This is a genomic window from Lysobacter luteus, from assembly GCF_907164845.1.
Classification (GTDB): Bacteria; Pseudomonadota; Gammaproteobacteria; order Xanthomonadales; family Xanthomonadaceae; genus Novilysobacter; species Novilysobacter luteus.
Genome location: NZ_OU015430.1, coordinates 671,794 through 695,466, shown reverse-complemented (window position 1 = coordinate 695,466; position 23,673 = coordinate 671,794). Strand labels below are relative to the sequence as shown.

Here is a 23,673-nt window from a genome sequence, read left to right as displayed (position 1 = left end):
TGCGGCGGCGCGGCGGCGCGGCGAGTGGATGCGAACGGGCATCACAGTGCCGCGAATCGCCGCGAGGAAGGACAACAGTTGACCCGGGTCGCGCCGATATCACGGTCGAGACGAAGCGCGACAACCGTGGCGTCGTCGGTTCCGCACGCACCGCCCGACCCTACTCCGGAGAGATCCCGTGATCCGCTTCATGCAGAACCATCCCGTCCGCACCCGCCTGCTTGCCGGCTTCGGCATCCTGCTCGCATTGCTGGCCGTCCTCGGCGGCGCCGCGCTGCTCAAGATGGCGGAGGTCCAGGACCAGCTGGACGACATCGCGCTCGACAACAACGCCAAGACCACACAGACCGAGATCATGTTCGACCGCACCGGCCAGGTCGCGGTGCTGATTCGCAACATCGCGCTGATGGACGACCCGGCCTATGCGACCGAGCAGATGCAGGTGCTCGCCGGTTATCGCGACGACTACAAGGCCGCCCGGGCGGCGCTGGACAAGCTGCCGGCCGGTGCCCGCGGGCTTGAGCAGCGCGCGCGCATCGACGCCGCACGCGACGCGGCGATGCCGCTGAACGACGAGGTCCTGCGGCTCGCTTCGCTGAAGCTCGACGACGAGGCCAAGACGGTGCTGCTGGAGCAGGCCGCCCCGGCCGTCGATGCCTGGCAGGACGCGCTGCGGGAGAACCTGATCGTCCAGGCCGAGGCGAACGAGGCCGCGTACGCGGCGGCACTGGCAAGCTACCGGCAAGGCCGGGTGCTGCTGATCGTCATCGCGCTTGTTGCACTGGGCGTCGGCATCCTGCTTGCCTTCACCATCACCTCCAGCCTGGTCAAACCGCTGGGTGAAGCGACCCGGCTGGCGCGCGAGATCGCCGCCGGCAATCTCAATGGCCGGGTGCAGGTGGACGGCCGCGACGAGGTCGCCGCGCTGCTGGGCTCGATGCGCGAGATGCAGCAGGGGCTGCAGCGCTTTGCCGACGCCCAGGGCGAAATGGCGCGCGAGCACGAGGCCGGGACGATTGACCATCGCATCGACGCCAGCCGGTTCAACGGTGCCTACGCGCAGATGGCCGAGCAGATCAACACGCTGGTCGGCGCCCACATCGCGGTGAAGATGCGGGTGATCGACATCGTCGCCGAGTACGCCCGCGGCGACCTGTCGCGGGACATGGACAAGCTGCCCGGCCAGAAGGCTCGCGTCACCGACGCGGTCGAGTCGGTCAAGGCATCGATGCAGGCGGTCAACGGCGAGATCAAGGCACTGGTCGACGCCGCCGTCGCCGGTGACTTCAGCCGCCGTGGCGACGCCGCGCGCTTTGAGTTTGTCTACCGCGAGATGGTCGAGGACCTCAACGCGCTGATGGAGAGCGCGGACCGCGGCCTGAGCGACGTCGGCCGCCTGCTGAATGCGGTGGCCGAGGGCGACCTCGGCCAGCGCGCCGACGATTCGCTGCCGGGCCAGTTCGGCCGCCTCGCCGGCGATGCGAACCGCACCGTCGCCACCCTGGCCGGCATCGTCGCCCAGATCCGCGCGGGCAGCGACGCGATCAGTTCGGCCGCAGGCGAGATCGCCGCCGGCAACAACGACCTGTCGCAGCGTACCGAGCAGCAGGCCGCATCGCTGGAGGAAACCGCCTCGTCGATGGAGGAGCTGACCTCCACCGTCAAGCAGACCGCAGACAACGCGCGGCAGGCCAGCGAGCTGGCCACCGGCGCGGCCGACAACGCGGTGCGCGGCGGCGGCGTGGCCGGCCAGATGGTGCAGACGATGGGAGCGATCAACGAATCCTCGCGCCGCATCGTCGACATCATCAGCGTGATCGACGGCATCGCATTCCAGACCAACATCCTCGCGCTTAACGCCGCGGTCGAGGCCGCCCGTGCCGGCGAGCAGGGTCGCGGCTTCGCGGTGGTCGCCTCGGAAGTGCGCAGCCTTGCCCAGCGCTCGGCCAACGCCGCCAAGGAGATCAAGCAGCTGATCGCCGACTCGGTCGAGAAGGTCGAGGACGGGACCGCGCTGGTCAACCGCGCCGGCGAGATGATGGGAGAAATTGTCGGCAGCGTGAAGCAGTTGAGCGACGTGATCGCCGACATCTCGGCCGCTTCGCAGGAGCAGAGCGCCGGCATCGAGCAGATCAACCAGGCGGTGCTGCAGATGGACGAGGGCACCCAGCAGAACGCCGCGCTGGTGGAGGAGGCCTCGGCCGCCGCGCGCAGCCTCGAGCAGCAGTCCGGGCACCTGGTGCAGACGGTGGCCGCGTTCCGCCTGACCGCCGAGGACGGCGTGCAGACGACCCCGATCGCCATCACCCGGGTTGCCGAGCCGGCGCCGCCCGTCGTGGCGTCCGCGTCGGCGTCAAGGCACGCGCCGGCCCGGCGCCCGGCGGCGCGGCCGGCCGCACCGGCCGCCACCCGCGCCTCGCGCAGCAAGACCGCGGCCAATGGGCAGGACCAGCACTGGCAGGAGTTCTGATCCGGGCCGATGCAAACCACGGGGCGCGCCTTCGACGGCGCGCCCTTTTTGTTGGCGGGCCCGCCGCGATCGCCGCCCTCAAGCCCGGCCCATCGCCGCCGATATACAGGTGACCGGCAAGGTCGCGCGCCAGGGCATCGGCGCGCGCCCCCGGGTAACCGCCCAAGGACCCCACATGGCGCAACCGCTGACGCCCGGAAAGAGATTTGCCGAACATGCGGGCGCGCCGTGGAGCCGGATCGGAGACGACCTGCCGCACGACCCCGGGCTCGGCGGCGAGGAGTTCGTCGACCTGCTGTCGCTGGCGGCCTCGCTGTTCGACGCCCCGATCGCGACACTGGCGATCGGGCTGGGGGCAGAGGCGCGGCTGGTCGCCCGACGTGGCATCGACGCCGCCGATGCCGACACCAGCCTGCTGTTGCGCGAAGCCGGACCGTCGGTGCGGGTGGTCAATGACACCCACGCGGACCCGCTACATCAGGAGGACCCCCTCGTAACCGGCCCCGCGGGGATCCGCTTCGTGCTGACGCTGCCGGTCAACGGCGCGGATGGGCATGGGCTGGGCGTGCTCGCGGTCGCCGATACCGTCGCACGCGACCGCCTGCCGCCGGCCAGTGAACCGCTGCTGGGCCAGCTCGCACGGCTGGCCGCGCGACTGCTGGAGCGCCACCAGCTGCAGCGCCGCAACCGCATTGCCGCGCAGATCATGCAGGCCGATTTCAGCGCGGTTGTGGTAATCGACGCCAGCGGCGGCGTGGTGTTCGTCAACCACGCGGCCGAAACGCTGTTCGGTGGCCGCGCGCGCGGCATGCGCGGCATGCCGGTGGAGATGCTGTTCCCGCCGCACCTGCAGGCCGACCCCGATCTCGCGCACGCCTGGCTGCACGGCCGCGCGCAGGACACGGTCGAGCGCATGAACCTGCACATCCAGACCAGTGGCCAGCTGCATACGGTGGAAGCGGCGCGTTGTGCGTGGCAGCTCACCCGTGGCGAGGGCGTGGCGCTGGTGCTGCGCGACATCACCGAGCACCTGCGCCAGCGCGACCAGCTGCTGCGGGTGGCGCTATACGATCCGTTGACCGGCCTGCCCAACCGCACGGCACTGCTCGACATGCTTGCCGCGGAACTATCGGCCGGCAGCGATGTCGGCCTGGCGCTGGTCGGGCTGGACAACTTCAAGGCGGTCAACGACACCCTCGGCCACGGCACCGGTGACGCGGTACTGCAGGCCACGGCCGAGCGCCTGCAGGCGGCGTTGCCCGAAGGCGCCATGCTCGCGCGCTTCGGTGGCGACGAGTTCGCCGTGCTCTGCCCCGGCGCCGACGCGGCGGAGCTGGACACCCGGCTGGCCGGCGTGCTGCTGCAGATCTCCGAACCCGGCGAGTTCGACGGCCATGCCGTGCACTTGGACGCGAGTATCGGCATCGCGATCGCGCAGGCGGACGAGGCCTGTGGCCCAAGCGAACTGATCGCCCGCGCAGACCTTGCGCTCTACAAAGCCAAGGCCGCTGGCGGCCGCCGCTGTTGCTGGTTCGATGCCGGCATGCGGCAGGAGATCAACAATCGCCGGATGCTCGACCTGGAGCTGCGCCGCGCGCACGCGCAGGGCGAGTTCGAGGTGCACTACCAGCCTCAGATCGACCTCGACACCGGCCGCACCTTCGGCGCCGAGGCGCTGTTGCGGTGGCGCCACCCCGAGCGTGGCCTGCTGCTGCCGGTCGACTTCATCGACGCGCTGGCGGCCAGCCCGGTTGCGGCGGACGTCGGCCGCTGGATCATCCGCCAGGCCTGCCACGACGCCACCCGCTGGCCCCGGATCGACGGCGAACAGCTCGCCATCAGCATCAACCTGTTCCCGGTGCAGGTGAACAACGGCCAGCTGCAGCGCGAGGTCGACCAAGCGCTGGAAGACAGTGGCCTGCCCGCCGAGCGGCTGGAACTGGAGATCACCGAGATCATCGCGCTCGACCCCGGCGACGCGGCGGCGCAGTCGCTGGCTGGCCTGCGCAAGCGCGGCGTACGGCTGTCGTTCGACGACTTCGGAACCGGCTATGCCTCGCTGTCGCTGCTGCAGCGGCTGCCGGTGGACCGGGTGAAGATCGACCGCTCGTTCGTGCGCGACATGCTGGCCAACCTCAGCGACGCGGCCATCATCAAGTCGATCCTGCTTATCTCCTCCAACCTGGAGTTGCAGGTGACCGCCGAGGGCGTTGAGAACCATGCCCAGGCCGACCTGCTGCGCGGCCTGGGTTGCCATGGCGCGCAGGGCTTCCTGTACGCGCCAGCGCTTGCGGCCGATGCCTTCGGCGACTGGCTCGAGGCCCGCGTCGCCGGCGATGCGGCAAAGCCGACGGGAGCGGGCCGTGAGTGACGCCGCCGTCTCCCGCGCACGTCAGGTCGACGACGTCGGCGTCCGCGACTTCGATTTCGATGAGCGCGACTTCCAGCGGGTGTCGCGGCTGATCCACGCCCGCGCCGGCATCCACCTGAGCGCGCACAAGCGCGACATGGTCTACAGCCGCCTGGCGCGGCGCGTGCGCGCGCTCGGGCTGGAACGCTTCTGCGATTACCTCGATGCGCTGGAGGGCGATGACGGCCCCGAGTGGGAGGCGTTCACCAACGCGCTGACGACCAACCTCACCTCGTTCTTCCGCGAGGCGCATCACTTCGACGAGCTGGTCCGCCACCTGCGCGCGGCGCCGGCCGGGCCGGTCACCCTATGGTGCGCAGCCGCGTCGACCGGCGAGGAGCCGTACTCGATTGCGATCGCCGCATGCGAGGCGTACGACACGCCCACGCCGCCGGTGCGGATCCTCGCCACCGACATCGACACCAACGTGGTGCGCACCGCCGCGGCCGGGGTGTACCCGCTGGAGCGCATCGCAGCGGTATCCGAGCAGCGCCAGCGCGCGTTCTTCCAGCGCGGCAGTGGGCCCAACGCCGGCATGTGCCGGGTCAAGCCGGCGCTGCGCTCGCTGGTGACCTTCCGCCCGCTCAACCTGCTGGACGCCGACTACCGCCTGCGCGGGGGTTTCCAGGCGGTGTTCTGCCGCAACGTCATGATCTACTTCGACAAGCCGACCCAGTACGCGGTGCTGGCGCGGATGGCGCCGCTGCTGGCGCCGGGCGGACTGCTGTTCGCCGGCCACTCCGAGAGCTTCGCCCACGCGCAGGACATCGTCGTACCCTGCGGCCGCACGGTGTACCGCGCCGCGCCGCGCAGCGGGACACGCGCGTGAACGCGGTCGCCCCTGTCGTCGAGGCCGCCGGCGCCCGCTACTACGACCGCACCCTGCAGACCGAGGCGATCAAGCTGCTTCCGGCCGACTACGTCGCGACTGGTGACGCGGTCGCGCTGGTCACCCTTCTCGGATCGTGCGTGGCCGCCTGCCTGTACGACCCGGTGGTGAAGGTCGGAGGAATGAACCACTTCATGTTGCCCGGCGAGGACGGCAAGAGCGTGTGCGCGCGTTACGGCGCGCACGCGATGGAGTTGCTGATCAACGACCTGCTCAAGCGCGGCGCGCGACGCCAGCACTTGCTGGCCAAGGTGTTCGGCGGCGGCAACGTGCTGAGCGGCTTCCACGTCGACCCGATCGGGACGCGCAACGCGCGCTTCGTGCTGGAGTACCTGGCGGCCGAACGCATCCCGGTGATGGCGCAGGACCTGGGTGACATCCACCCGCGCAAGGTCTGTTTCTTTGTCCAGACCGGCCGGACCCTGGTCAAGCGCCTGCCGGCGACGCGCGACGACGAGATCGCACGCGCCGAGCGCGCCTACCTGGGCAGCCTGCAGCGCGCGCCGGTCGCCGGCAGCGTCGAGCTGTTCTGACCGGTGGTGGTGGCCATGGAGGCACGGCATTCCCGGCCGGTGCGGGTGCTCGTCATCGACGACTCCGCGCTGGTGCGCAAGCTGATGACCGGGCTGCTGTCGTCCGACCCCCGGATCGAGGTGGTCGGCAGCGCCGCGGACCCCTTCATCGCACGCCAGAAGATCAAGCAGTTGGCGCCCGACGTGCTGACACTCGATGTCGAGATGCCGCGCATGGACGGGCTCACGTTCCTGCAGAACCTCATGCGCCTGCGGCCGATGCCTGTGGTCATGGTGTCGTCGCTGACCGAACGCGGCGCCCAGGTCACCCTGGATGCACTGGCGTTGGGCGCGGTCGACTTCGTGGCCAAGCCCCGCATCGACGTCGCCCGCGGCCTGACCGGGCACGCCGAACTGTTGTGCGCCAAGGTGCGCGACGCCGCCGGCGCACAGGTCAACCGGCTGGTCCCCGGCCATACGCCCGCGCCACGGCCGGGGCCGATCGGCTACCGCACCACCGAACGCCTGTTCGCGATCGGCGCTTCCACCGGCGGCACCGAAGCGATCCGCCTGGTGCTGGCGGGGATGCCGGCCGATGCACCGGCCACGGTCATTGCACAACACATCCCCGCTGCCTTCAGCGGTCCGTTCGCCCAGCGCCTGGACCGCCACAGCCGGATGACGGTGCGTGAAGCCAGCGATGGCGAACAACTGCTGGCCGGCCATGCCTACGTCGCCCCCGGCGGCCGCCACCTGCGGGTACGCCGCAGCGGTGCGCGCTGGTATTGCGAGCTGGGTGACGAGGACGCGGTGCGCGGCCACCGGCCCAGCGTCGACGTGTTGTTCGAATCGGTGGCCCGCCATGCCGGCGCCAATGCGGCGGCCGTGCTGCTGACCGGCATGGGCGACGACGGCGCGCGCGGACTGCTCGCGCTGCGCGAGGTCGGCGCAGCGACCCTGGCGCAGGACCGCGCCAGCAGCGTGATCTGGGGCATGCCCGGCGCCGCGGTGGCATTGGGCGCGGCGCAAAGGCAGGTGCCGCTCGAGCAGGTCGCCGAGGCATTGCTGGAAGTCCCGGCGCGCGAATCGGTAGTTCGCTAGACGCGACACCGGTCGCGAAATGGCCGCTTGGCGACTCAAGCAACCGCCGCCTCCGCCGATACCGGGAGAGACCACCCCGAGAGAGCTCTGATGGACTCCCGCGCAATGATCCGACTGGCAGCACCATTGGTGCTCACCGCCGTCCTGCTGTGTGCCGAACTGATCGGCTGGCCTGCCGCCGTGCGCCTCGGCGCGCTGGTGGCGATGACCGCCGCTTGGCTTGGCTTCGCCTGGTTCACTCTCCGTCCTGGCCAAGCCACGGCCGCGATGCGCGAACAGAGCCGGCTGCTCGAGGAGTTGCGCACCTTCGTCGGTTCCGAGGTCAACGGTTCGCGCACCGAGATCGAGCGCACCCGCGAGCTGATCCGCGAGGCGGTCGCCAAGCTCGGCAGCAGTTTCGACGCGGTCAACCGCAAGTCGCGCGAACAGGGCGAGGTGGTCGCCCGGATCATCGACCGCACTGGCAGCGACAACGGCGCCGGCGTGGACATCCAGCAGTTCGCGTTGCAGGCCAGCCAGAAGATGGAGCAACTGGTCGAGGCGCTCGAAGCCGTCGCCGGCCAGAGCGGCACCACCGTCACCCACATCGACGCGATGGCCGAGCACCTGGACGGCATCTTCGCGCTGCTGGAGGACGTCAAGTCGATCGCCGACCAGACCAACCTGCTGGCCCTCAACGCGGCGATCGAGGCCGCGCGCGCCGGCGAGGCCGGCCGCGGGTTCGCGGTCGTCGCCGACGAGGTACGCAACCTGTCGGAGCGTTCGACCGCCTTCAACGAGCAGATCCGCAAGCTCGCCCACAGCTCCAAGGACGCGATCGCCAAGGTGCGCGACACCGTCACCACCATGGCCTCGCGCGACCTCGACCGCTCGCGCGGTGCGCGCCAGGAGGCGGCGGCCATGCTGGAGCGCGTCGACGGCATCAACCGCGGGCTGGGCAATGGCATGCGCGAGATCGCCGAATGCGGCCGCGCGATCGACGGTTCGGTCGCCGAGGCCGTCCGCTCGCTGCAGTTCGAGGACATCGCCACCCAGGCACTTGGCGCGGCCAACCTGCACCTGGAGCGCCTGAGCGCGATCAACACCGAAGCGACGACCCTGCACGAGCTGCTGCACCGCGACCACCACGACGACGAGGTGCAGGCGGCGCTGAAGCGGCTCGTCCAGCGCATCGGCCAGATGCGTGGCGAGTGGGAACGCCCGCCGCACAAGCCGGTGATGCAGCAGTCGATGGATGCGGGCAGCGTCGAACTGTTCTGATCGCACCCGGCCGGAGATTCCAACCGCTCCCCGCCCCGTGGCGGGGAGCGGCGTTTCCGGGGGCCGATTCATGCGCTTTTGCTTTCCCGGTTTTCGCCGGGGCACACTGGCCCCATGCCAATCACCCAGTCGTTGATGTTGATGGTCCTGGTCGCCATGGGCTCGGCGCTGGTGGGCGCGGCGATCTGTTACGAGCTGCTGTGCCGACGGACCGTGCGGGGCAACGAAGGCACCGTACGGCGCCAGCGCGCCGAGCTGCAGGCGCTCACCCGCCGCATCATCACCCTGCAGGAAGACGAGCGAAGCGCGCTGTCGCGCGAGTTGCACGACGACATCGGCCAGGCCATCACCGCGATCAAGCTGTGCGCCCAGGCAGTGGATGACGAGGACGACGATCGTCGTGCCGCGACCGTCGCCGAGATCTCGCAGATCGCCGACCAGACGGTCATGAAGCTGCGCAACCTGTCGCTGCTGCTGCGGCCGCCGCAGCTCGACGCCCTCGGGCTGGAGGCCGCGTTGCGCTGGCAGTCCGGCGCGCTGTTCCGCGGCAAGGCGCCGGAGCTCGTGCTGTCGCTGCAGCCGCTGCCCCGGCGGCCGGCGCCCGAGGTCGAACTGGCGTGTTTCCGGATCGCCCAGGAAGCGCTGACCAACGTGCTGCGCCACGCCGGGGCGACCCGCGTCGAAGTCACCCTGGCGATGGATGGCACGCCGATCGACGGGCGACGCGCGGCCATCGACGGCGCGGCGGGCGAAGACGTGCTGGAGCTGCTGGTGGAGGACGACGGCACCGGTTTCGATCCGCGTCGCAGCCACGGGCTCGGCCTGGTGACCATGCGTGAGCGTGCCGAACAACTTGGCGGCAAGTTGGAGGTGCGACACGGTGCGCGGAGTGGCACCTGCGTGTGCGCCCGGTTGCCGATGGATCCGGCACCCGCAGCCGCCTGATTCCCGTTTTTTCCGCTATGGCCTAGCCGGCCGGTTCCACCAGGCTGCCAGCAACACCGCCGTCGCCGCAGCCACGTTGAGGCTTTCCACGGCGCCGGTCCCGGGAATCGACACCCGCCGGTCGCACCGCGCGGCCAGGCCGCGGTCCATGCCCTCGCCTTCGGCGCCGAGCACGTACACGAGACGATCAGTTGGCGGCATCGCGAACACGTTGTCGCCACCCTCGACCACCGTCGCCACGGTGGCGAAGCCGGCCTCACCCAACTGCGCCAGCGACGTTGCGTCATCGTCCAGCCGCACCATCGGCACCGCTTCCGCACCGCCCTCGGCAACCCGTGCCGCGGCACCTGACAGCGCAAGGTTCGACGCATGCGGGAGCAGGATTGCGGCCACCCCGAAGTGCGCGGCCGAGCGAAGGATGGCGCCGAGGTTGTGCGGATTGCCAACGCCATCCAGCCAGATCGCGCACTGCGGGCCGGCCGGCAGCGCGGCCAGCCAGGCATCAAGGGCCACCGGCGGTTCGCGCTGCAGGTCGGCCACGACCCCTTCGTGGTGCGCGCTGGCGGCCAGCTTGCGCAGATCGTCCTCGCCGACCACGCGGTAGCCGACCCGGTTGGCGACGCACCACTTCAGCAGCGGCTGCAATGCCGGGATACGCGCTTCGGCCAGGTACAGCTTGCGCAGCGCCTCGGGGCGTCGCGCAAAAGCCGCCCGCACCGCGTTCAGCCCGTACAGGCGCAGCTCGCGCGGCGCCTCCTCGTCCGCCGGCGGGCGTCGCGTACCGCGGAAGCGGCCGTAGGGGTCAGCCGCCATGGGGCTTCAGCCTCATCGGCTCAGCGACCATCGGTCGGGTCGGGGGCGCGAGTGGGGTCCGGCAGCACCGGCTCCAGGCCATCCTGCTTGCGCTCCCAGAACTTCGCATTGCGGATGCCGAGCGCCTCCGGATCGAAGGTGAATGCGGTGGTTCCCGCCTTCTTCTGCGCCTCGTAGTCCCGAAGCGCCTTCAGGGCCGGCTTCTGCAGGATCAGGATCGCGACCAGGTTGAGCCATGCCATCAGGCCGACACCGATGTCGCCCAGGGTCCAGGCCATCCCGGCACTGCGCACCGCACCGAACGTCACCGCCGCCAGCAACGCGATGCGCAGCACGAACACCAGCCACGGCCGGTGCACCTTGCGGTTGATGTAGGTGACGTTGGTCTCGGCCATGTAGTAGTAGGCGACGATGGTGGTGAAGGCGAAGAACAGCAGCGCTAGCGCCACGAAGCCGGCGCCGTACCCTGGAAGCACCGACTCGACTGCGCTCTGGGCGAACCCTGGCCCCGCGGCGATCCCGGGCAGCGCCTCCACCAGCATCCCGCCGCCGGCGCCGACCACGTTGTACATGCCGGTGGAGAGGATCATGAAGGCGGTCGCGCTGCATACCAGCAGCGTGTCGACATAGACCGAGAACGCCTGCACGTAGCCCTGCTGCGCAGGATGTTCGACTTCCGCCGCGGCCGCGGCGTGCGGGCCGGTGCCCTGCCCCGCCTCGTTGGAATAGATGCCGCGCTTGACGCCCCACTCCACCGCCAGGCCCAACATCGCGCCGAAGCCGGCGTGCATGCCGAACGCGCTCTCGAACACCAGCGTGAACATCGCCGGCACCCGCTCGATGTTGAGGAACATGATCACCAGCGCGACCAGCATGTAGGCCAGTGCCATGAAGGGCACCACCAGCTCGGCGAACTTCGCGATCCGCTTGACGCCGCCGAAGATGATGAAGCCCAGCGCGACCACCACCACCGCCGCGGTGACCGCCGGCGGCAGCCCGAACGCGTTGGTCATGCCCTCCGCGATGCCGTTGGCCTGCACGCCCGGCAGCAGGAAGCCGGTGGCGATGATGGTGACCGCAGCGAAGATCCACGCGTACCAGCGCTGGCCCATCGCCTTCTCGATGTAATAGGCCGGGCCGCCGCGGAAGCGCCCCTGGTCGTCCTTTTCCTTGTAGATCTGCGCCAGGGTCGATTCGACGTAGGCGGTCGATGCTCCGAGGAAGGCCATCACCCACATCCAGAACACCGCGCCGGGGCCGCCGAATGCGATCGCGGTGGCGACGCCGGCGATGTTGCCGATGCCCACCCGTCCCGACAGCGACATCGCCAATGCCTGGAACGAGGACACGCCCGCCGCGGAGGACTTGTTGGTGAGCATGAGCCGGATCATTTCCGGCACGCCGCGCACCTGCATGAAGCGCGTGCGGATCGAGAAGTACAGGCCGGCGCCGAGGCACAGCACGATCAGCGCGCGGCTCCAGATGATGCCGTTGAGGGAGTTGATCAGGTCTTCCACGTGGCGGTGATCCTTGGGGCGGACAAGCTCCGCACCTTAACCGGATTTGGCGGCGGACCGCAGCCCGCCGCCACCGCCTTACGCGTGGCCGCCCACTTCGGGGGTTTCGGCCTCGAGCCGGTCCAGCTCGTTGCCCACCGCATGCGGGGAGCGGGTGAACCGCGCCAGCAGCACGTAGAACGCCGGGACCACGAACAGCGACAGCAGGGTCGAGAACGCGACACCGGAGATCACCACCACACCGATGGTCCCGCGACTGGCCGAGCCCGGGCCACCGGCGAGCACCAGCGGCAGGGCGCCGAACGCGGTCGCGACCGAGGTCATCAGGATCGGCCGCAAGCGCACGCCGGCCGACTCGACGATCGCCTGGTGGATGTCGCGGCCCTCGTCGCGCAGCTGGTTGGCGAACTCGACGATCAGGATGCCGTTCTTGGCGGCCAGTCCGACCAGCATGACGATGCCGATCTGGCTGAACAGGTTGAGCGTGCCGCCCGTTGCCGCCAGCCCCACCAGTGCGCCGAACACTGCCAGCGGCACCGTCAGCATGATGATGAACGGGTGCACGAAGCTCTCGAACTGCGCCGCCAGCACCAGGAACACCACCAGCAGCGCCAGGGTGAAGGTGAGCAGCACCGCGCCACCGGCCTTCTGGAACTCGCGAGACTCGCCCTTCCAGTCCAGCTGGGCGTACTCGGGCAACTGCTCGCGGGCGGTGGTCTCGAGGAACTCCAATGCCTCGCCCATGCTGTAACCCGGCGTCAGGCCCGCGGTAATCGTGATCGCGCGCAGCCGGTTGAAGCGGTTGAGGCTGCCCGCCTCGGCCAGCTCGGTCAGGGTGACCAGGTTGGACAGCGGCACCAGTTCGCCGCTGCCGGCGCGGACGCGGATCGCGGCGAGATCGGCGGGGTCGGCGCGGTCGCCGCGCTCGGCCTGCACGATCACGTCGTACTCCTCGCCGTCCTGCACGAACGTGGTCACCCGGCGGCTGCCCATCATGGTCTCCAGCGCCTGGCCGATGCTCGACACGCTGACGCCGAGGTCGGCGGCGCGCTGGCGGTCGATCTCCACCCGCATCTGCGGGCGGGTCTCCTTGTAGTCGGAGTCGACCGAGAAAAAGCCGGGGTTGGCTTCCATGCGCTCCATCATGATGTCGCGCCAGCCGGCGATCTCGGCGTACTCCGGGCCGCCGAGCACGATCTGGATCGGCTGCCCGCGGCCGCCGACCAGGCCGCCACCCACGCGCGGCTGGGCACGGACGCCCGGCAGCGCGGACAGCTCGCGACGCAGCTCCTCGGCCACCTCGGCGGTACTGCGCTCGCGCTGGTCCCAGTCCTGCAGGAAGACGATCACGTTGCCGGTGTGCATTTCCTCGCTGGCGCCCCAGCCGCCGGGCACGCGGGTGTTGTAGCGGCGGATCGCGGTGCCCTCACCGGTGTTGTCGGCGAAGATCTGTTCGACCTGGCGCATCTGCCCGACCGTGTAATCGAAGCCCGCGCCCTCCGGCCCGGTCACCGAGACGAAGAAGGACCCGCGGTCTTCGGCCGGGGCCAGCTCGGACGGGACGAAGCGGATCAGGCCGTAGCTCAGCGCGAGCGCGCCCAGCATCACCGCCGCCAGCAGCCAGCGCTTGCCGACGTTGCGTTGCAGCCAACGCCGGTAGCCGCCGGACAGCGCCTCCAACCGGCGGTTGATCCACAGATTGAAGCGGTTCGACGTTTCCTCGTTGTGCGGCCGGACCAGCTTGGACGACATCATCGGCGTCAGGGTCAGCGCGACGAAGGCCGACAGCGCGACCGCCCCGGCCAGTGCGACCGACAGCTCGCGGAACAGTCGGCCGGTGTTGCCTTCCATGAAGCCCACGGGCAGGAACACCGCCACCAGCACGGTGGTAGTGGCGATGACCGCAAACGCGACCTGCTTGGTCCCGCGCGATGCCGCCACCAGCCGCGGCTCGCCGAGGTCGGCGCGGCGCTGGATGTTCTCCAGCACCACGATCGCGTCGTCCACCACCAGGCCGATCGCCAGCACCAGCGCGAGCAGGGTCAGCAGGTTGATCGAGTAGCCAAACAGGTACAGCGGGATGAACGCCGCGACCAGGCACACCGGCACCGTCACTGCCGGGATCAGCGCGGCGCGGAAGCTGCCCAGGAACGCCCAGATCACGATCAGCACCAGCGCCATCGCCTCGGCCAGCGTCCAGTACACGCGCTTGATCGAGGCGTCGATGAAGACGGTGTCGTCGTAGGCGACGAAGATGTTGGTGCCTTCCGGCAGGGTCTTCTGGATCTCCTCGGCCTGCGCGCGCGCGGCCTTCACCACGTCCAGCGCGTTGGCGGTGGACGTCTTGACGATGCCCAGGCCGACGTTGGTCTCGCCGTTGCTGCGGTAGTACGCGCGGCGCTCGGCCGAGGCCAGCTCGACCCGGGCGATGTCGCCGATGCGCACCACGTAGCCGTCGGCACCTTCGGTCACCGGGATCTGGGCGAACTGCGCCGGCTCCTGGTACTGGCGCGCCACGCGCAGGGTGAAGTCGCGGTCGGCCGACTCGATCCGACCGGCCGGCAGCTCCACGTTCTCCGCGCGCAGGGCGGATTCGATGTCGCCCGGAGTGATGCCGCGCGCGGCCATCGCCGCGCTGTCGAGCCAGATCCGCATCGCGTACCGCTGGCGGCCGCCGATGCGCACCTGCGCGACGCCGTCGAGGCTGGACAGGCGATCGACGATGTAGCGCTCGGCGTAGTCGGACAGCTGCAGCGTGTCCATCGTGGCCGAGCTCATGTTGAGCCACACCACGGTGTCGGAATCGCTGTCGGCCTTCTCCACCTCGGGCGCGTCGGCCTCGTCGGGCAGGCGGTCGGCGACACCGCTGATGGCGTCGCGTACGTCGTTGGCGGCGGCTTCGATGTCACGTTCGAGGGTGAACTCCAGGGTCACGGCCGAGCGCCCGTTGACGCTACGCGACTGAATGGTCTCGATGCCCTCGATGCCCGACAACGCGCTCTCCAGCACCTGGGTCACGCGGGTTTCCACCACGGCGGCGGACGCGCCGGGGTAGTTGACGTCGACCGACACGATCGGTGGGTCGATCGCGGGCAGCTCGCGCAGGGTCAGCCGCGAGAATGCCATCACGCCCAGCACCATCAGCAGCAGGCTCACCACGGTGGCGAACACCGGGCGGCGGATCGAGAGCTCGGAAATACCCATGCTCAGCCCGCCGGATCCGCGGCGGCTTCGGACGGTTCGCCCGGCGCTTTGGCGGGGGCTTCGGGTGCCGGGTCGTCGGCCGCACCGTCACTCGCCTCGGCATCGGGTGCGGCTCCCGCAGGCGCGCTTTCGATCTTCATGCCCGGACGCAGCTTGCCGGTGCCGTCGACCACGATCCGCTCACCGCTGGCGAGGCCGGACAGGACCTCGGCCAGGCCGTCGCGCCGGGCGCCAATTTCCACGTTGACGCGCTCGACGGTCTCGTCGGCGGTTACCCGGTAGACGAACGAGCTGTTGCCGACCTGCACCACCGCGATCTCCGGCACCAGCAGGGCCTCGCGCTCGGGCCGGATCAGGGTGACCTGCATCAGCATGCCCGGGCGCAACAGGCCGTCCGGGTTAGGGAAGTCGCCGCGTACGGTGACCGCGCGGGTGGCCGGGTCGATCCTGGAGGCGACCGTCGCGACGGTGCCGGTGAACTCGCGTCCCGGGTAGGCCGCACTGGTCGCGGTGAGCGGGCGGCCCGCGGCGACCTGCGCCAGGGCAGTCTCAGGCACCGGGAAGTCGACGTGCACGCGCGCGAGGTCGTCGAGGGTCGCTATCGCGGTGCCGGGCGTCACCAGCGTGCCGGGGCTGACCTGGCGCAGGCCGAGCACGCCGGCGAACGGTGCGCGGATCACGCGGTCGCCGAGCTGGGCACGGATCTGCGCGACCCGCGCGTTGGCGGCATCCCGGGTGGCGCGCTGGGTGTCCAGCGTCGCGCGGGCGATGAGTTGCTGCTCGGCGAGATCGGCCTGGCGGCGGTACAGCCGGTCGGCCTCGTTGGCGGTGGCCTGCGCCTCGGCCAGGGCGGCGTGCTGCTGTCGGCCGCTGAGGGTAACCAGCGGCGCCCCGGCCGCGACCACGTCGCCACTGGCGAAGTGCACCTTCTCCACCGTCTCGCTGACCTTGGCGGTGACCGTCACCGACTCGCGTGCCTGGACCGTCCCCAGCGCGCGCAGCGTGTCGTTCCACGCCTGCGTCCGGACCACATCGGTGGTGACCGTCTCGGCAGCGGCGGCGCCGCGTTCGGGCGCAGGGTCGCTGCAACCGGCCAGGGCGAGCGTCATCGCGAGGGCGCAGGCCGCGCCGAGTCGGGTTTTCAGTTGCATGCAGGTGGGATCACGTCGGGGACCGGTGAGTCTAGTCGTCGATGGATAACGGGGGCGTGGGCCGGAGGTTGACAGCAGAAGCGGCAAACCCGATCCGGCAAAGTTTCACCAATGGAATGCCGGCGTTGCGCCACCCGGCACGCCGACGGGCGGGCGCTGTGGCAGGCTGGGCCGACCTCCCCCAAGGACGCTCCCATGCTTCACGACAGCATCGTCGACACCATCGGCCGCACCCCCGTGGTGCGCCTGCACCGGCTCACTCCCGATCACGTCACGCTCTACGCGAAGGTCGAGTCGTTCAACCCGGGCGGCTCGGTCAAGGACCGGCTGGCGCTGGCGATCATCCTCGACGCCGAGGCCCGCGGCGCGCTCAAGCCCGGCGACACCGTCGTCGAGGCGACCAGCGGCAACACCGGCGTGGCGCTGGCCATGGTCTGCGCGGCCCGCGGCTACCGGTTCGTCGCGGTGATGACCGAGACCTTCTCGATCGAGCGCCGCAAGCTGATGCGGGCCTACGGCGCCAAGGTCATCCTGACCGCCGCCGCCGAGCGCGGCACCGGCATGGTCCGCAAGGCCGAGGAACTGGCCGCCCGGCACGGCTGGTTCCTGGCCCGGCAGTTCCAGAACCCGGCCAACCCGGCCTACCACCGCAACACCACCGGCGCCGAGATCCTGCAGGACTTCGCCGGCCGGCGGCTCGACCATTTCGTCAGCGGCTGGGGGACCGGCGGCACCCTCACCGGGGTCGGCGAAATGCTCAAGCTCGCGCGTCCGGACGTCAGGATCACCGCCTGCGAGCCTGCGGGTGCCTCACTGCTCGCCGGCAAGGAGTGGCAGCCCCACAAGATCCAGGGCTGGACCCCCGACTTCGTGCCCGAGGTGCTCAACCGCGACACCGCCGACGCGGTGCTGCCGGTCGACGACGTGCTGGCCCGCGATACGGCGCGGCGCCTGGCTACCGAGGAAGGCATCTTCGTCGGCATTTCCGCCGGCGCGACCGTTGCCGCCGCGCTCGAGGTGGCCAAGGACGCCGATGCCGGCGCGGTGATCCTGGCCATGTTGCCCGACACCGGTGAGCGCTACCTCAGCACCTTCCTGCTGGAAGGCGTGAACGAGGGTTCCGACGACGAGTGGCTGGCCGGGCTGCCCTAGGCGTCTGCCCGCCTGCGCAATCCACGACCACCCGCGGAACGGCCGTCGCCCGTAGGAGCGACGTCAGTCGCGACCCGGCGACGGCTTGGAACCGTGTACATGTCGCGACTCACGTCGCTCCTACGGGAACAGGGCACCGGGCGTGCGCCGCGCCACAAAAAAAAACGCCGGCGCGAAGCCGGCGTTTTCTCATTCTGAAGCGGGTCGGAGGAGGCTTACGCCTTCCACTGCCCCAGTGCCGCCAGGCCGTTGTCGCGCGCCCGCGCGAACACGGTCTCCTGCGCCTTTCCGACGTTGCCGACCAGGTCCTGCGACCACAGCTTCAGCGCCGCCGACTGCATCGCGCGACCGTAGGAGAAGCTCAGCGGCCACGGGTTCGGGCCCATGCGGTTCATCGCGTCAAGGTGCGCGGTGGCGTCCTGGTCGGACTGGCCGCCGGACAGGAACACGATCCCCGGGAGGGTGGCCGGCACGGTCGACTTGAGGCACTGCAAGGTCGCCGCGGCGACTTCCTCGACGCTGGCCTTCTCGCCGCTGGTGGTGCCCGGCAGGACCATCGAGGCCTTCAGGATGGTGCCCTCGAGCATCACGTTCTGCTCGTACAGCGAGGCGAACAGCGAGCGCAGGGTGACCTCGGTGACCTGGTAGCACTCGTCGATGTCGTGGCCGCCGTCCATGATCACTTCCGGCTCGACCATCGGCACCAGGCCCTGCTCCTGGCAGAGCGCCGCATAGCGGGCCAGCGCGTGGGCGTTCGCGTCGATGCAGCTGCCCGACGGGATCGTCTCGCCGATGTTGATCACCGCGCGCCACTTGGCGAAGCGGGCACCCAGCTTGTAGTACTCCTCCAGCCGCGCGCGCAGGCCGTCGAGGCCTTCGGTCACCACCTCACCCGGGAAGCCGGCCAGGGCATGGGTGCCCTTGTCGACCTTGATGCCCGGGATGATGCCGTTGTCGGTCATGACCTTGGTGAACGGCACGCCGTCACGGGTCGACTGGCGCAGGGTCTCATCGAACAGGATCGCGCCGGAAATGTGCTCACCCAGCCGTGGGGTGGTCAGCAGCAGCTCCCGGTAGGCGCGACGGTTCTCCTCCGTGCACTCGATGCCGACGCCGTCGAAACGCTTCTTGATGGTGGCGTTGGACTCGTCGATCGCGATGATGCCCTTGCCCGGGGCGACCATGGCCTGGGCGGTTTCGGCAAGCTGTTCGATGCTCATTCGTGGACGTCCTGCAGGGAGCGGTGGGAAACCCGGGAGTATAGCCCCCGGGTCTCCGTCCCGCCCGCCGGGCCGCGGTCAGCGGCGCGGGCTGCTGCCCGTGTCGATCGCCACCTGCGGAGCCGGCTCGTAGCGGATATCGACGCGCGGACTGTGGATCGGCGACGCGCCGATGATTCGGTCACGCTCGCGCTCGGCGACGCGACGGCTGCGCTGCTGGTCGCCCCAGCTGGCCGCGACCAGCGCGTGGATATCGACCTGGCAGTGCTCGCGCAGCGCTTCGGGCGCGAGCGGGTCGCCGCCCTGGAACCCGAGCGTCGCCACCGTATAGGTGGTGCCGGCCACATCGACGCCGGGCCTGGGCTCGAACTGCCAGTGGCTGAGCGCATTCGCACCAGCCTGCGCGAACGCACCCCAGTAGCCGGGTACCGGCTCGACGTCGCCGGTGGCGCTGTTCCAGCTGCCGAGCAGGCTGAAATCGGACGTCGTGCCGTCGTTGTTGATGGCGTAGCCCATCGCCAGGCACACGTTGTCGCCGCGATCGGCGAACTCGGCCGGGTAGCCGAGCGGGGCATTGGAGGTGAGCTGGATCCACTGCGTTGCGATCTCGTCCTCACCGGCGACGCGTACGTCTTCGCCTGCGTATGCGGTTCCGATCCCGAGACACAGGGCAATGGCCGATAGAGCGATCGTGCGGGAGACTTCCATGCGAGCTTCTCCTCGGCAGGGGAGGACTGCCGTCGGGACAAACCTAACCCGCGAGTAACCCATTGACAAATCCGGGAACTCGTGAATCTTGGCCGCTACAGCTCGCCCAGTCCCTCGGCCTCGCCCTGGCGGCCGACCTGCAACAGGCGCAGCACATTGGTGGCGCCGTGCTGTTCCATGTGATCGCCGCTGGTGAAGATCACCCGCTCGCCCGCAGCCAGCCGGTCGGCGTCGAACAACTGCCGGATCGCGTTGCGCACCGCATCACGGGTGGCGAGGCCGCGGCTGTCGAAGGCTACCGGGACGACGCTGCGCATCAGCGCCATCTGCCGGCGCGCCCCTTCGTGCCGCGACAGCCCGAACACCGGCGCCGGCGAGCGGAAGCGCGACAGGAAGCGCGCGGTACCGCCGGACTCGGTCATCGCCACGATCGCGCGCACCCCGATGTGCTCGGACAGGAACATCGCGGCCATCGCGATCGCCTGGTCGGCGCGCTGGAGGTTGCGGGGCGCCTTCTCGAAGTCGGTGTCGTGGTCGAACTGGCGCTCGGCGCCCAGACAGATGCGCGCCATGGCCTCGACCGCGCGGACCGGGTAGCGCCCGGCCGCGGACTCGGCCGACAGCATGACCGCGTCGGTGCCGTCGATCACGGCGTTGGCCACGTCGAGTACCTCGGCACGCGTGGGGATCGGGCTCTCGACCATCGACTGCAGCATCTGGGTCGCGGTGATCACCACCCGACCGCGGGCGAGCGACTCGCGGATGATTTTCTTCTGCAGGCCCGGCAGCTCGGCATCGCCGATTTCCACCCCGAGGTCGCCACGGGCGACCATCACCACGTCGCTGGCCTCGACGATCTCGACCAAGTTCTCGATCGCCTCGGCACGCTCGATCTTCGAGACCAGCGCGGCGTCGCTGCCGGCCTCGCGGGCTATCCGCCGTGCCTCGTCCATGTCGGCGGCAGTGCGGCAGAACGACACGGCGATGAAGTCGGCGCCCAGTTCGGCGGCCACCTTGATCAGCTCCCGGTCGCGTTCGGTCAGCGCGCCCAGCGACAGGCCACCGCCCTGCTTGTTGAGGCCCTTGCGGTCCGACAGCTCGCCGTCGTTGAGCACCCGGGTCGAGATGCGCTCGCCCTCGACCGACTCGACCTGCAACTGGACCATGCCGTCGTCGAGCAGCAGCACGTCGCCGGGCGCGACGTCACCTGGCAGACCGAGGTAGCTCACGCCGACCTCGCTGGCCGACCCCGGTCCGGCCGATGCGGAGGCGACCAGGTCGAAGCGCTCGCCTGCCTTGAGCTGGACCTTGCCATCGGCGAAGCGCTCGACCCGGATCTTCGGCCCCGGCAGGTCGGCAAGGATGCCGACCTCGCGCCCGACGCGGTGGCCGGCCTCGCGTACCGCCTCGGCCCGCGCGATCTGCGAGGCCGGGTCGCCGTGCGAGAAGTTCAGGCGGACCACGTCGACCCCGGCACGCAGGAGCGCGTCGAGCACGCCAGGCGCGTCGGTGGCCGGGCCGAGGGTGGCGAGGATCTTGGTGCGTCGCAGGGTCATCGGCATGGCGGAGTTCGCGGGTTTCAGCGAAGCTAGCACAGCCATTGCGCCCTACGGATTGCATACGAATGCAGGAGTCCGCGCCCCACTCGACCGCACAGCCGCCGCGGCTGCAAACGGCCCGGTTGTGCCTTCGCGGCTTCGTCGAATCCGATTTCGAAGGCCTTTACGCGCTGCACTCCAACCCTCGGGCGATGCGCTACTGGAGCTTCCCGGCCTGGACCGATGCCAGCCAGGCGCAGGGCTACTTCGTTTCGGCGCTGCAGGGGCGTGATCCCGGACGCATGCTGTGCTGGGCCATAACCTTGCGCGGCGCTGACGCCCTCATCGGAACCGCCACGCTGGCGTCGATCGACCGCGGCCAGGGGCGCGCGGAGATCGGCTATGCGCTGCATCCGGACCGGTGGGGCCAGGGGCTCGCACAGGAGGCCGTGCACGCCGTGCTGGGCCACGCGTTTGACGGACTTGGGCTGCGCCGGGTGGAAGCCGACATCGACCCGCGCAACGCGGCGTCGTGTCGGCTGGCCGAGCGGATGGGCTTCATCCGCGAAGGCCTGCTGCGCGAGCGCTGGTGCGTTGCCGGTGAGGTCACCGACAGCGCGATCTACGGAGTGCTGGCCGGCGACTGGCGCGCGCGGCAGGGAACCTAGGAGTGGATCACCCCCGCGCAGCGAGTGCGGCGACGGCCGGCAACTCCTTGCCCTCGAGGAACTCCAGGAACGCGCCGCCCCCGGTGGAGATGTAGGACACGCCATCCTCGATGCCGTACTTGTCGACGGCCGCCAGGGTGTCGCCGCCACCGGCGATCGAGAAGGCATTGCTCGCCGCGATGGCGCGCGCCAGTGCCTCGGTGCCCTTGCCGAACGCATCGAACTCGAATACCCCGACCGGCCCGTTCCAGACGACGGTCCCCGCTTCGGCGATCATCGCGGCGTAGCGCGCCGCGGTATCGGGGCCGATGTCGAGGATCATGTCGTCGGCGCCAACGGCATCGACCGGCTTGACCGTTGCCGGCGCATCGGCGGCAAATGCCGGGGCGACGACGACGTCGGTCGGCACCGGGATCTCCGCCCCACGCGCCTTGGCGTTGGCCATGATCTCCCGCGCCGTCTCGACCAGGTCGGCCTCCACCAGCGATTTGCCGACACCGTGGCCGAGCGCGGCGATGAAGGTGTTGGCGATGCCACCGCCGACGATCAGCTGGTCGACCTTGGACACCAGCGACGACAGCAGCTCAAGCTTGGTGCTGACCTTGGAGCCGGCGACGATGGCCAGCAGCGGCCGCGCCGGCTCGTCGAGCGCCTTGCCCAGCGCATCCAGTTCGGCCATCAGCAGCGGCCCGCCGGCGGCAACGGCCGCGTGGCGGATCACGCCGTGGGTGGACGCCTGCGCGCGGTGGGCGGTACCGAAAGCGTCCATGACGAACACGTCGCACAGTGCGGCGTAAGCCTTCGCCAGCGCCTCATCGTCCTTCTTCTCGCCGACGTTGACCCGGCAGTTCTCCAGCAACACAAGCTGGCCCGGTTCGACCGGCACGCCGCCGACCCAGTCGCGCACCAGCGGCACCTCGATGCCGAGCAACTCGGACAGCCGCGCCGCCACCGGCGCCAGCGAGTCCTCCGGACGCCACTCGCCTTCGGTCGGACGGCCGCGGTGCGACATCACCATCACCGCCGCGCCCTTTTCCAGCGCCAGCTTGAGCGTCGGCAGGGCCGCGGTGATGCGCTGCTCCGAGGTGATCCGGCCGTTTGCGTCGATCGGCACGTTCAGGTCCTCGCGGATGAGGACGCGCTTGCCGGAGAGGTCGAGGTCGGTCATGCGGAGGATGGTCATGGTCGCTTCCGTGAGGTGGGTGCGCGTCGGGAATGGACGGCGGTCAGCCGCCTATTGTCGGCGGGGGGGCATGGTGGGGCAAACCGGGGTGCACTCGTGGTGTGTTGTGGCGAGATGGTGTTCGCGGGGGCGGGGGCGGGGGCGCGGTGTTGCCGCAAGTCGCTCCCCGATACTCGCTTGGTTGCGACAACACCGCGCCCCCGCCTTCGGATTCATCGCGACCGGAAGAGCAAGAGCAGACGCGTCGCCCGTGTTGGGGGCAGTGCCGAAGCCTCAAGCACTGCCCTCGCTTGTTTTCACAAGCGCCCGTGTTCTTCCCAGGCGGCTGCCGGGTGGCCTGGACACCAAGCGAGTATCGGGGAGCGACTGTCCAGGCCACCCGGCAGCCGCCCCTCCGATCCATCCGCCCTTATGTCTGACCGGCCTAAACACCACAACATTTAGTGTTGACAAGCTACGGCAACCCGATATGTTGTGCATCGTCGGTGTCGCCCTCGCAGGCGGCTGAAAAGGGAAGCCGGTCCAGACCCCGTGTCGACTCCGGCGCTGCCCCGCAGCGGTAGTGGAAACGAACCTCGCCATTGCACTGGGGCCCAAGCCCCGGGAAGCGGCGAGCAGTAGGAGGACGGCCCGCCGTCCGCGTCCAGAGCCCGAAGACCTGCCGACAGCCGCGCGAAGCACACCGCGCGGTGACCGGCCAGGGAGTCTTCGGGGGAAGACGGTCGGTGTCGTGCGCTGGCCATCGGGCCGCTGCCGCCCGTCCGGACCGGCCACGACACCCCGTCGATCCGAACCACTCCAGCCCTCGGGGGCTTGGCCGCTCCGGTGCGCCGTCCGGCGCCGGCGCTGCGTGCCTCCGTGCGTCGCCCTCGAGGGAAGGGTGGCGAACCGTGCGCCATGCACCGGAGTCCACCCATGAGCACCGCCCCCGA

17 protein-coding genes and 1 riboswitch are annotated in these 23,673 nt (G+C 70.0%); of the genes, 9 read left to right on the top strand and 8 right to left on the bottom strand.

Features of this window, described 5'->3' with window-relative positions; genetic code table 11:
* The first annotated feature begins 190 nt into the window (after nucleotides 1–190).
* The 7 genes from KOD61_RS13075 (at nucleotide 191) to KOD61_RS03155 (ending at nucleotide 9,587) form a co-directional block, all read left to right on the top strand.
* On the top strand, nucleotides 191–2,470 hold the full coding sequence (locus KOD61_RS13075) for a methyl-accepting chemotaxis protein (protein ID WP_215219621.1): 2,280 nt from the start codon (nucleotides 191–193) through the stop codon (nucleotides 2,468–2,470).
* Nucleotides 2,471–2,645: 175 nt separating this feature from the next.
* Nucleotides 2,646–4,841 (top strand): putative bifunctional diguanylate cyclase/phosphodiesterase, encoded by a 2,196-nt coding sequence (locus KOD61_RS03180; protein ID WP_215219620.1) that lies wholly within the window; start codon nucleotides 2,646–2,648, stop codon nucleotides 4,839–4,841.
* Nucleotides 4,834–5,709: a CheR family methyltransferase gene (locus tag KOD61_RS03175; RefSeq protein ID WP_251370637.1), complete on the top strand. Its 876-nt coding sequence runs from the start codon at nucleotides 4,834–4,836 to the stop codon at nucleotides 5,707–5,709. The genes KOD61_RS03180 and KOD61_RS03175 overlap by 8 nt, the downstream gene beginning before the upstream one ends.
* Complete coding sequence (gene cheD / locus KOD61_RS03170) at nucleotides 5,706–6,302, top strand: chemoreceptor glutamine deamidase CheD (protein ID WP_215219618.1); 597 nt, start codon at nucleotides 5,706–5,708, stop codon at nucleotides 6,300–6,302. Before KOD61_RS03175 ends, cheD begins: the two co-directional genes overlap by 4 nt.
* Before the next feature lie 15 nt (nucleotides 6,303–6,317).
* Entirely contained in the window at nucleotides 6,318–7,382 is a 1,065-nt protein-coding gene (locus tag KOD61_RS03165) for a protein-glutamate methylesterase/protein-glutamine glutaminase (protein WP_215219617.1), read from the top strand.
* A gap of 90 nt (nucleotides 7,383–7,472) precedes the next feature.
* Complete coding sequence (locus KOD61_RS03160) at nucleotides 7,473–8,642, top strand: methyl-accepting chemotaxis protein (protein WP_215219616.1); 1,170 nt, start codon at nucleotides 7,473–7,475, stop codon at nucleotides 8,640–8,642.
* A gap of 114 nt (nucleotides 8,643–8,756) precedes the next feature.
* Nucleotides 8,757–9,587 (top strand): sensor histidine kinase, encoded by an 831-nt coding sequence (locus KOD61_RS03155; protein WP_215219615.1) that lies wholly within the window; start codon nucleotides 8,757–8,759, stop codon nucleotides 9,585–9,587.
* Nucleotides 9,588–9,602: 15 nt separating this feature from the next.
* Here the strand turns inward: KOD61_RS03155 and KOD61_RS03150 are convergent, their stop codons facing one another.
* The 4 genes from KOD61_RS03150 to KOD61_RS03135 form a co-directional block, all read right to left on the bottom strand.
* Entirely contained in the window at nucleotides 9,603–10,400 is a 798-nt protein-coding gene (locus tag KOD61_RS03150; protein ID WP_215219614.1) for a TrmH family RNA methyltransferase, read from the bottom strand.
* Nucleotides 10,401–10,420: 20 nt separating this feature from the next.
* Nucleotides 10,421–11,917 (bottom strand): alanine/glycine:cation symporter family protein, encoded by a 1,497-nt coding sequence (locus KOD61_RS03145; protein WP_215219613.1) that lies wholly within the window; start codon nucleotides 11,915–11,917, stop codon nucleotides 10,421–10,423.
* A gap of 78 nt (nucleotides 11,918–11,995) precedes the next feature.
* The gene (locus KOD61_RS03140; protein ID WP_215219612.1) at nucleotides 11,996–15,121 is read right to left on the bottom strand and encodes an efflux RND transporter permease subunit; all 3,126 of its coding nucleotides are present in this window, start codon (nucleotides 15,119–15,121) and stop codon (nucleotides 11,996–11,998) included.
* A 2-nt stretch (nucleotides 15,122–15,123) separates the two neighbouring features.
* On the bottom strand, nucleotides 15,124–16,272 hold the full coding sequence (locus tag KOD61_RS03135; RefSeq protein ID WP_407074558.1) for an efflux RND transporter periplasmic adaptor subunit: 1,149 nt from the start codon (nucleotides 16,270–16,272) through the stop codon (nucleotides 15,124–15,126).
* A 195-nt stretch (nucleotides 16,273–16,467) separates the two neighbouring features.
* On the opposite strand from KOD61_RS03135, the gene cysK reads away from it, so the two are divergent.
* Nucleotides 16,468–17,424, top strand: a complete 957-nt coding sequence (cysK, locus tag KOD61_RS03130) for a cysteine synthase A (protein WP_215219611.1) — start codon at nucleotides 16,468–16,470, stop codon at nucleotides 17,422–17,424.
* A 215-nt stretch (nucleotides 17,425–17,639) separates the two neighbouring features.
* On the opposite strand, the gene KOD61_RS03125 is transcribed toward cysK, so the two are convergent.
* From KOD61_RS03125 to pyk, 3 genes are all read right to left on the bottom strand, one after another.
* Nucleotides 17,640–18,644 carry a class I fructose-bisphosphate aldolase gene (locus KOD61_RS03125; RefSeq protein WP_215219610.1) on the bottom strand — a complete coding sequence of 335 codons (1,005 nt, stop codon included), beginning with the start codon at nucleotides 18,642–18,644 and terminating at the stop codon, nucleotides 17,640–17,642.
* 78 nt (nucleotides 18,645–18,722) lie between these two features.
* Nucleotides 18,723–19,352: a hypothetical protein gene (locus tag KOD61_RS03120; RefSeq protein ID WP_215219609.1), complete on the bottom strand. Its 630-nt coding sequence runs from the start codon at nucleotides 19,350–19,352 to the stop codon at nucleotides 18,723–18,725.
* 95 nt (nucleotides 19,353–19,447) lie between these two features.
* Nucleotides 19,448–20,914 carry a pyruvate kinase gene (gene pyk, locus KOD61_RS03115; RefSeq protein ID WP_215219608.1) on the bottom strand — a complete coding sequence of 489 codons (1,467 nt, stop codon included), beginning with the start codon at nucleotides 20,912–20,914 and terminating at the stop codon, nucleotides 19,448–19,450.
* 62 nt (nucleotides 20,915–20,976) lie between these two features.
* On the opposite strand from pyk, the gene KOD61_RS03110 reads away from it, so the two are divergent.
* Entirely contained in the window at nucleotides 20,977–21,558 is a 582-nt protein-coding gene (locus tag KOD61_RS03110; RefSeq protein WP_215219607.1) for a GNAT family N-acetyltransferase, read from the top strand.
* A 7-nt stretch (nucleotides 21,559–21,565) separates the two neighbouring features.
* Here KOD61_RS03110 and KOD61_RS03105 read toward each other — a convergent pair whose 3' ends face one another.
* Complete coding sequence (locus tag KOD61_RS03105) at nucleotides 21,566–22,741, bottom strand: phosphoglycerate kinase (RefSeq protein ID WP_215219606.1); 1,176 nt, start codon at nucleotides 22,739–22,741, stop codon at nucleotides 21,566–21,568.
* 466 nt (nucleotides 22,742–23,207) lie between these two features.
* Nucleotides 23,208–23,422, top strand: a riboswitch (cobalamin riboswitch).
* Nucleotides 23,423–23,673 lie beyond the last annotated feature (251 nt).

Excerpts from the sequence above, each read along its gene's own strand:
- KOD61_RS03140 (WP_215219612.1), bottom strand. The coding sequence starts at position 15,121 with ATGGGTATTTCCGAGCTCTCGATCCGCCGCCCGGTGTTCGCCACCGTG.
- KOD61_RS03110 (WP_215219607.1), top strand. The coding sequence starts at position 20,977 with ATGCAGGAGTCCGCGCCCCACTCGACCGCACAGCCGCCGCGGCTGCAA.
- KOD61_RS03155 (WP_215219615.1), top strand. The coding sequence starts at position 8,757 with ATGCCAATCACCCAGTCGTTGATGTTGATGGTCCTGGTCGCCATGGGC.
- pyk (WP_215219608.1), bottom strand. The coding sequence starts at position 20,914 with ATGCCGATGACCCTGCGACGCACCAAGATCCTCGCCACCCTCGGCCCG.
- KOD61_RS03180 (WP_215219620.1), top strand. The coding sequence starts at position 2,646 with ATGGCGCAACCGCTGACGCCCGGAAAGAGATTTGCCGAACATGCGGGC.
- KOD61_RS03120 (WP_215219609.1), bottom strand. The coding sequence starts at position 19,352 with ATGGAAGTCTCCCGCACGATCGCTCTATCGGCCATTGCCCTGTGTCTC.
- KOD61_RS03150 (WP_215219614.1), bottom strand. The coding sequence starts at position 10,400 with ATGGCGGCTGACCCCTACGGCCGCTTCCGCGGTACGCGACGCCCGCCG.
- cysK (WP_215219611.1), top strand. The coding sequence starts at position 16,468 with ATGCTTCACGACAGCATCGTCGACACCATCGGCCGCACCCCCGTGGTG.
- KOD61_RS03135 (WP_407074558.1), bottom strand. The coding sequence starts at position 16,272 with ATGCAACTGAAAACCCGACTCGGCGCGGCCTGCGCCCTCGCGATGACG.
- KOD61_RS03125 (WP_215219610.1), bottom strand. The coding sequence starts at position 18,644 with ATGAGCATCGAACAGCTTGCCGAAACCGCCCAGGCCATGGTCGCCCCG.
- KOD61_RS13075 (WP_215219621.1), top strand. The coding sequence starts at position 191 with ATGCAGAACCATCCCGTCCGCACCCGCCTGCTTGCCGGCTTCGGCATC.
- KOD61_RS03105 (WP_215219606.1), bottom strand. The coding sequence starts at position 22,741 with ATGACCATCCTCCGCATGACCGACCTCGACCTCTCCGGCAAGCGCGTC.
- KOD61_RS03160 (WP_215219616.1), top strand. The coding sequence starts at position 7,473 with ATGGACTCCCGCGCAATGATCCGACTGGCAGCACCATTGGTGCTCACC.
- KOD61_RS03165 (WP_215219617.1), top strand. The coding sequence starts at position 6,318 with ATGGAGGCACGGCATTCCCGGCCGGTGCGGGTGCTCGTCATCGACGAC.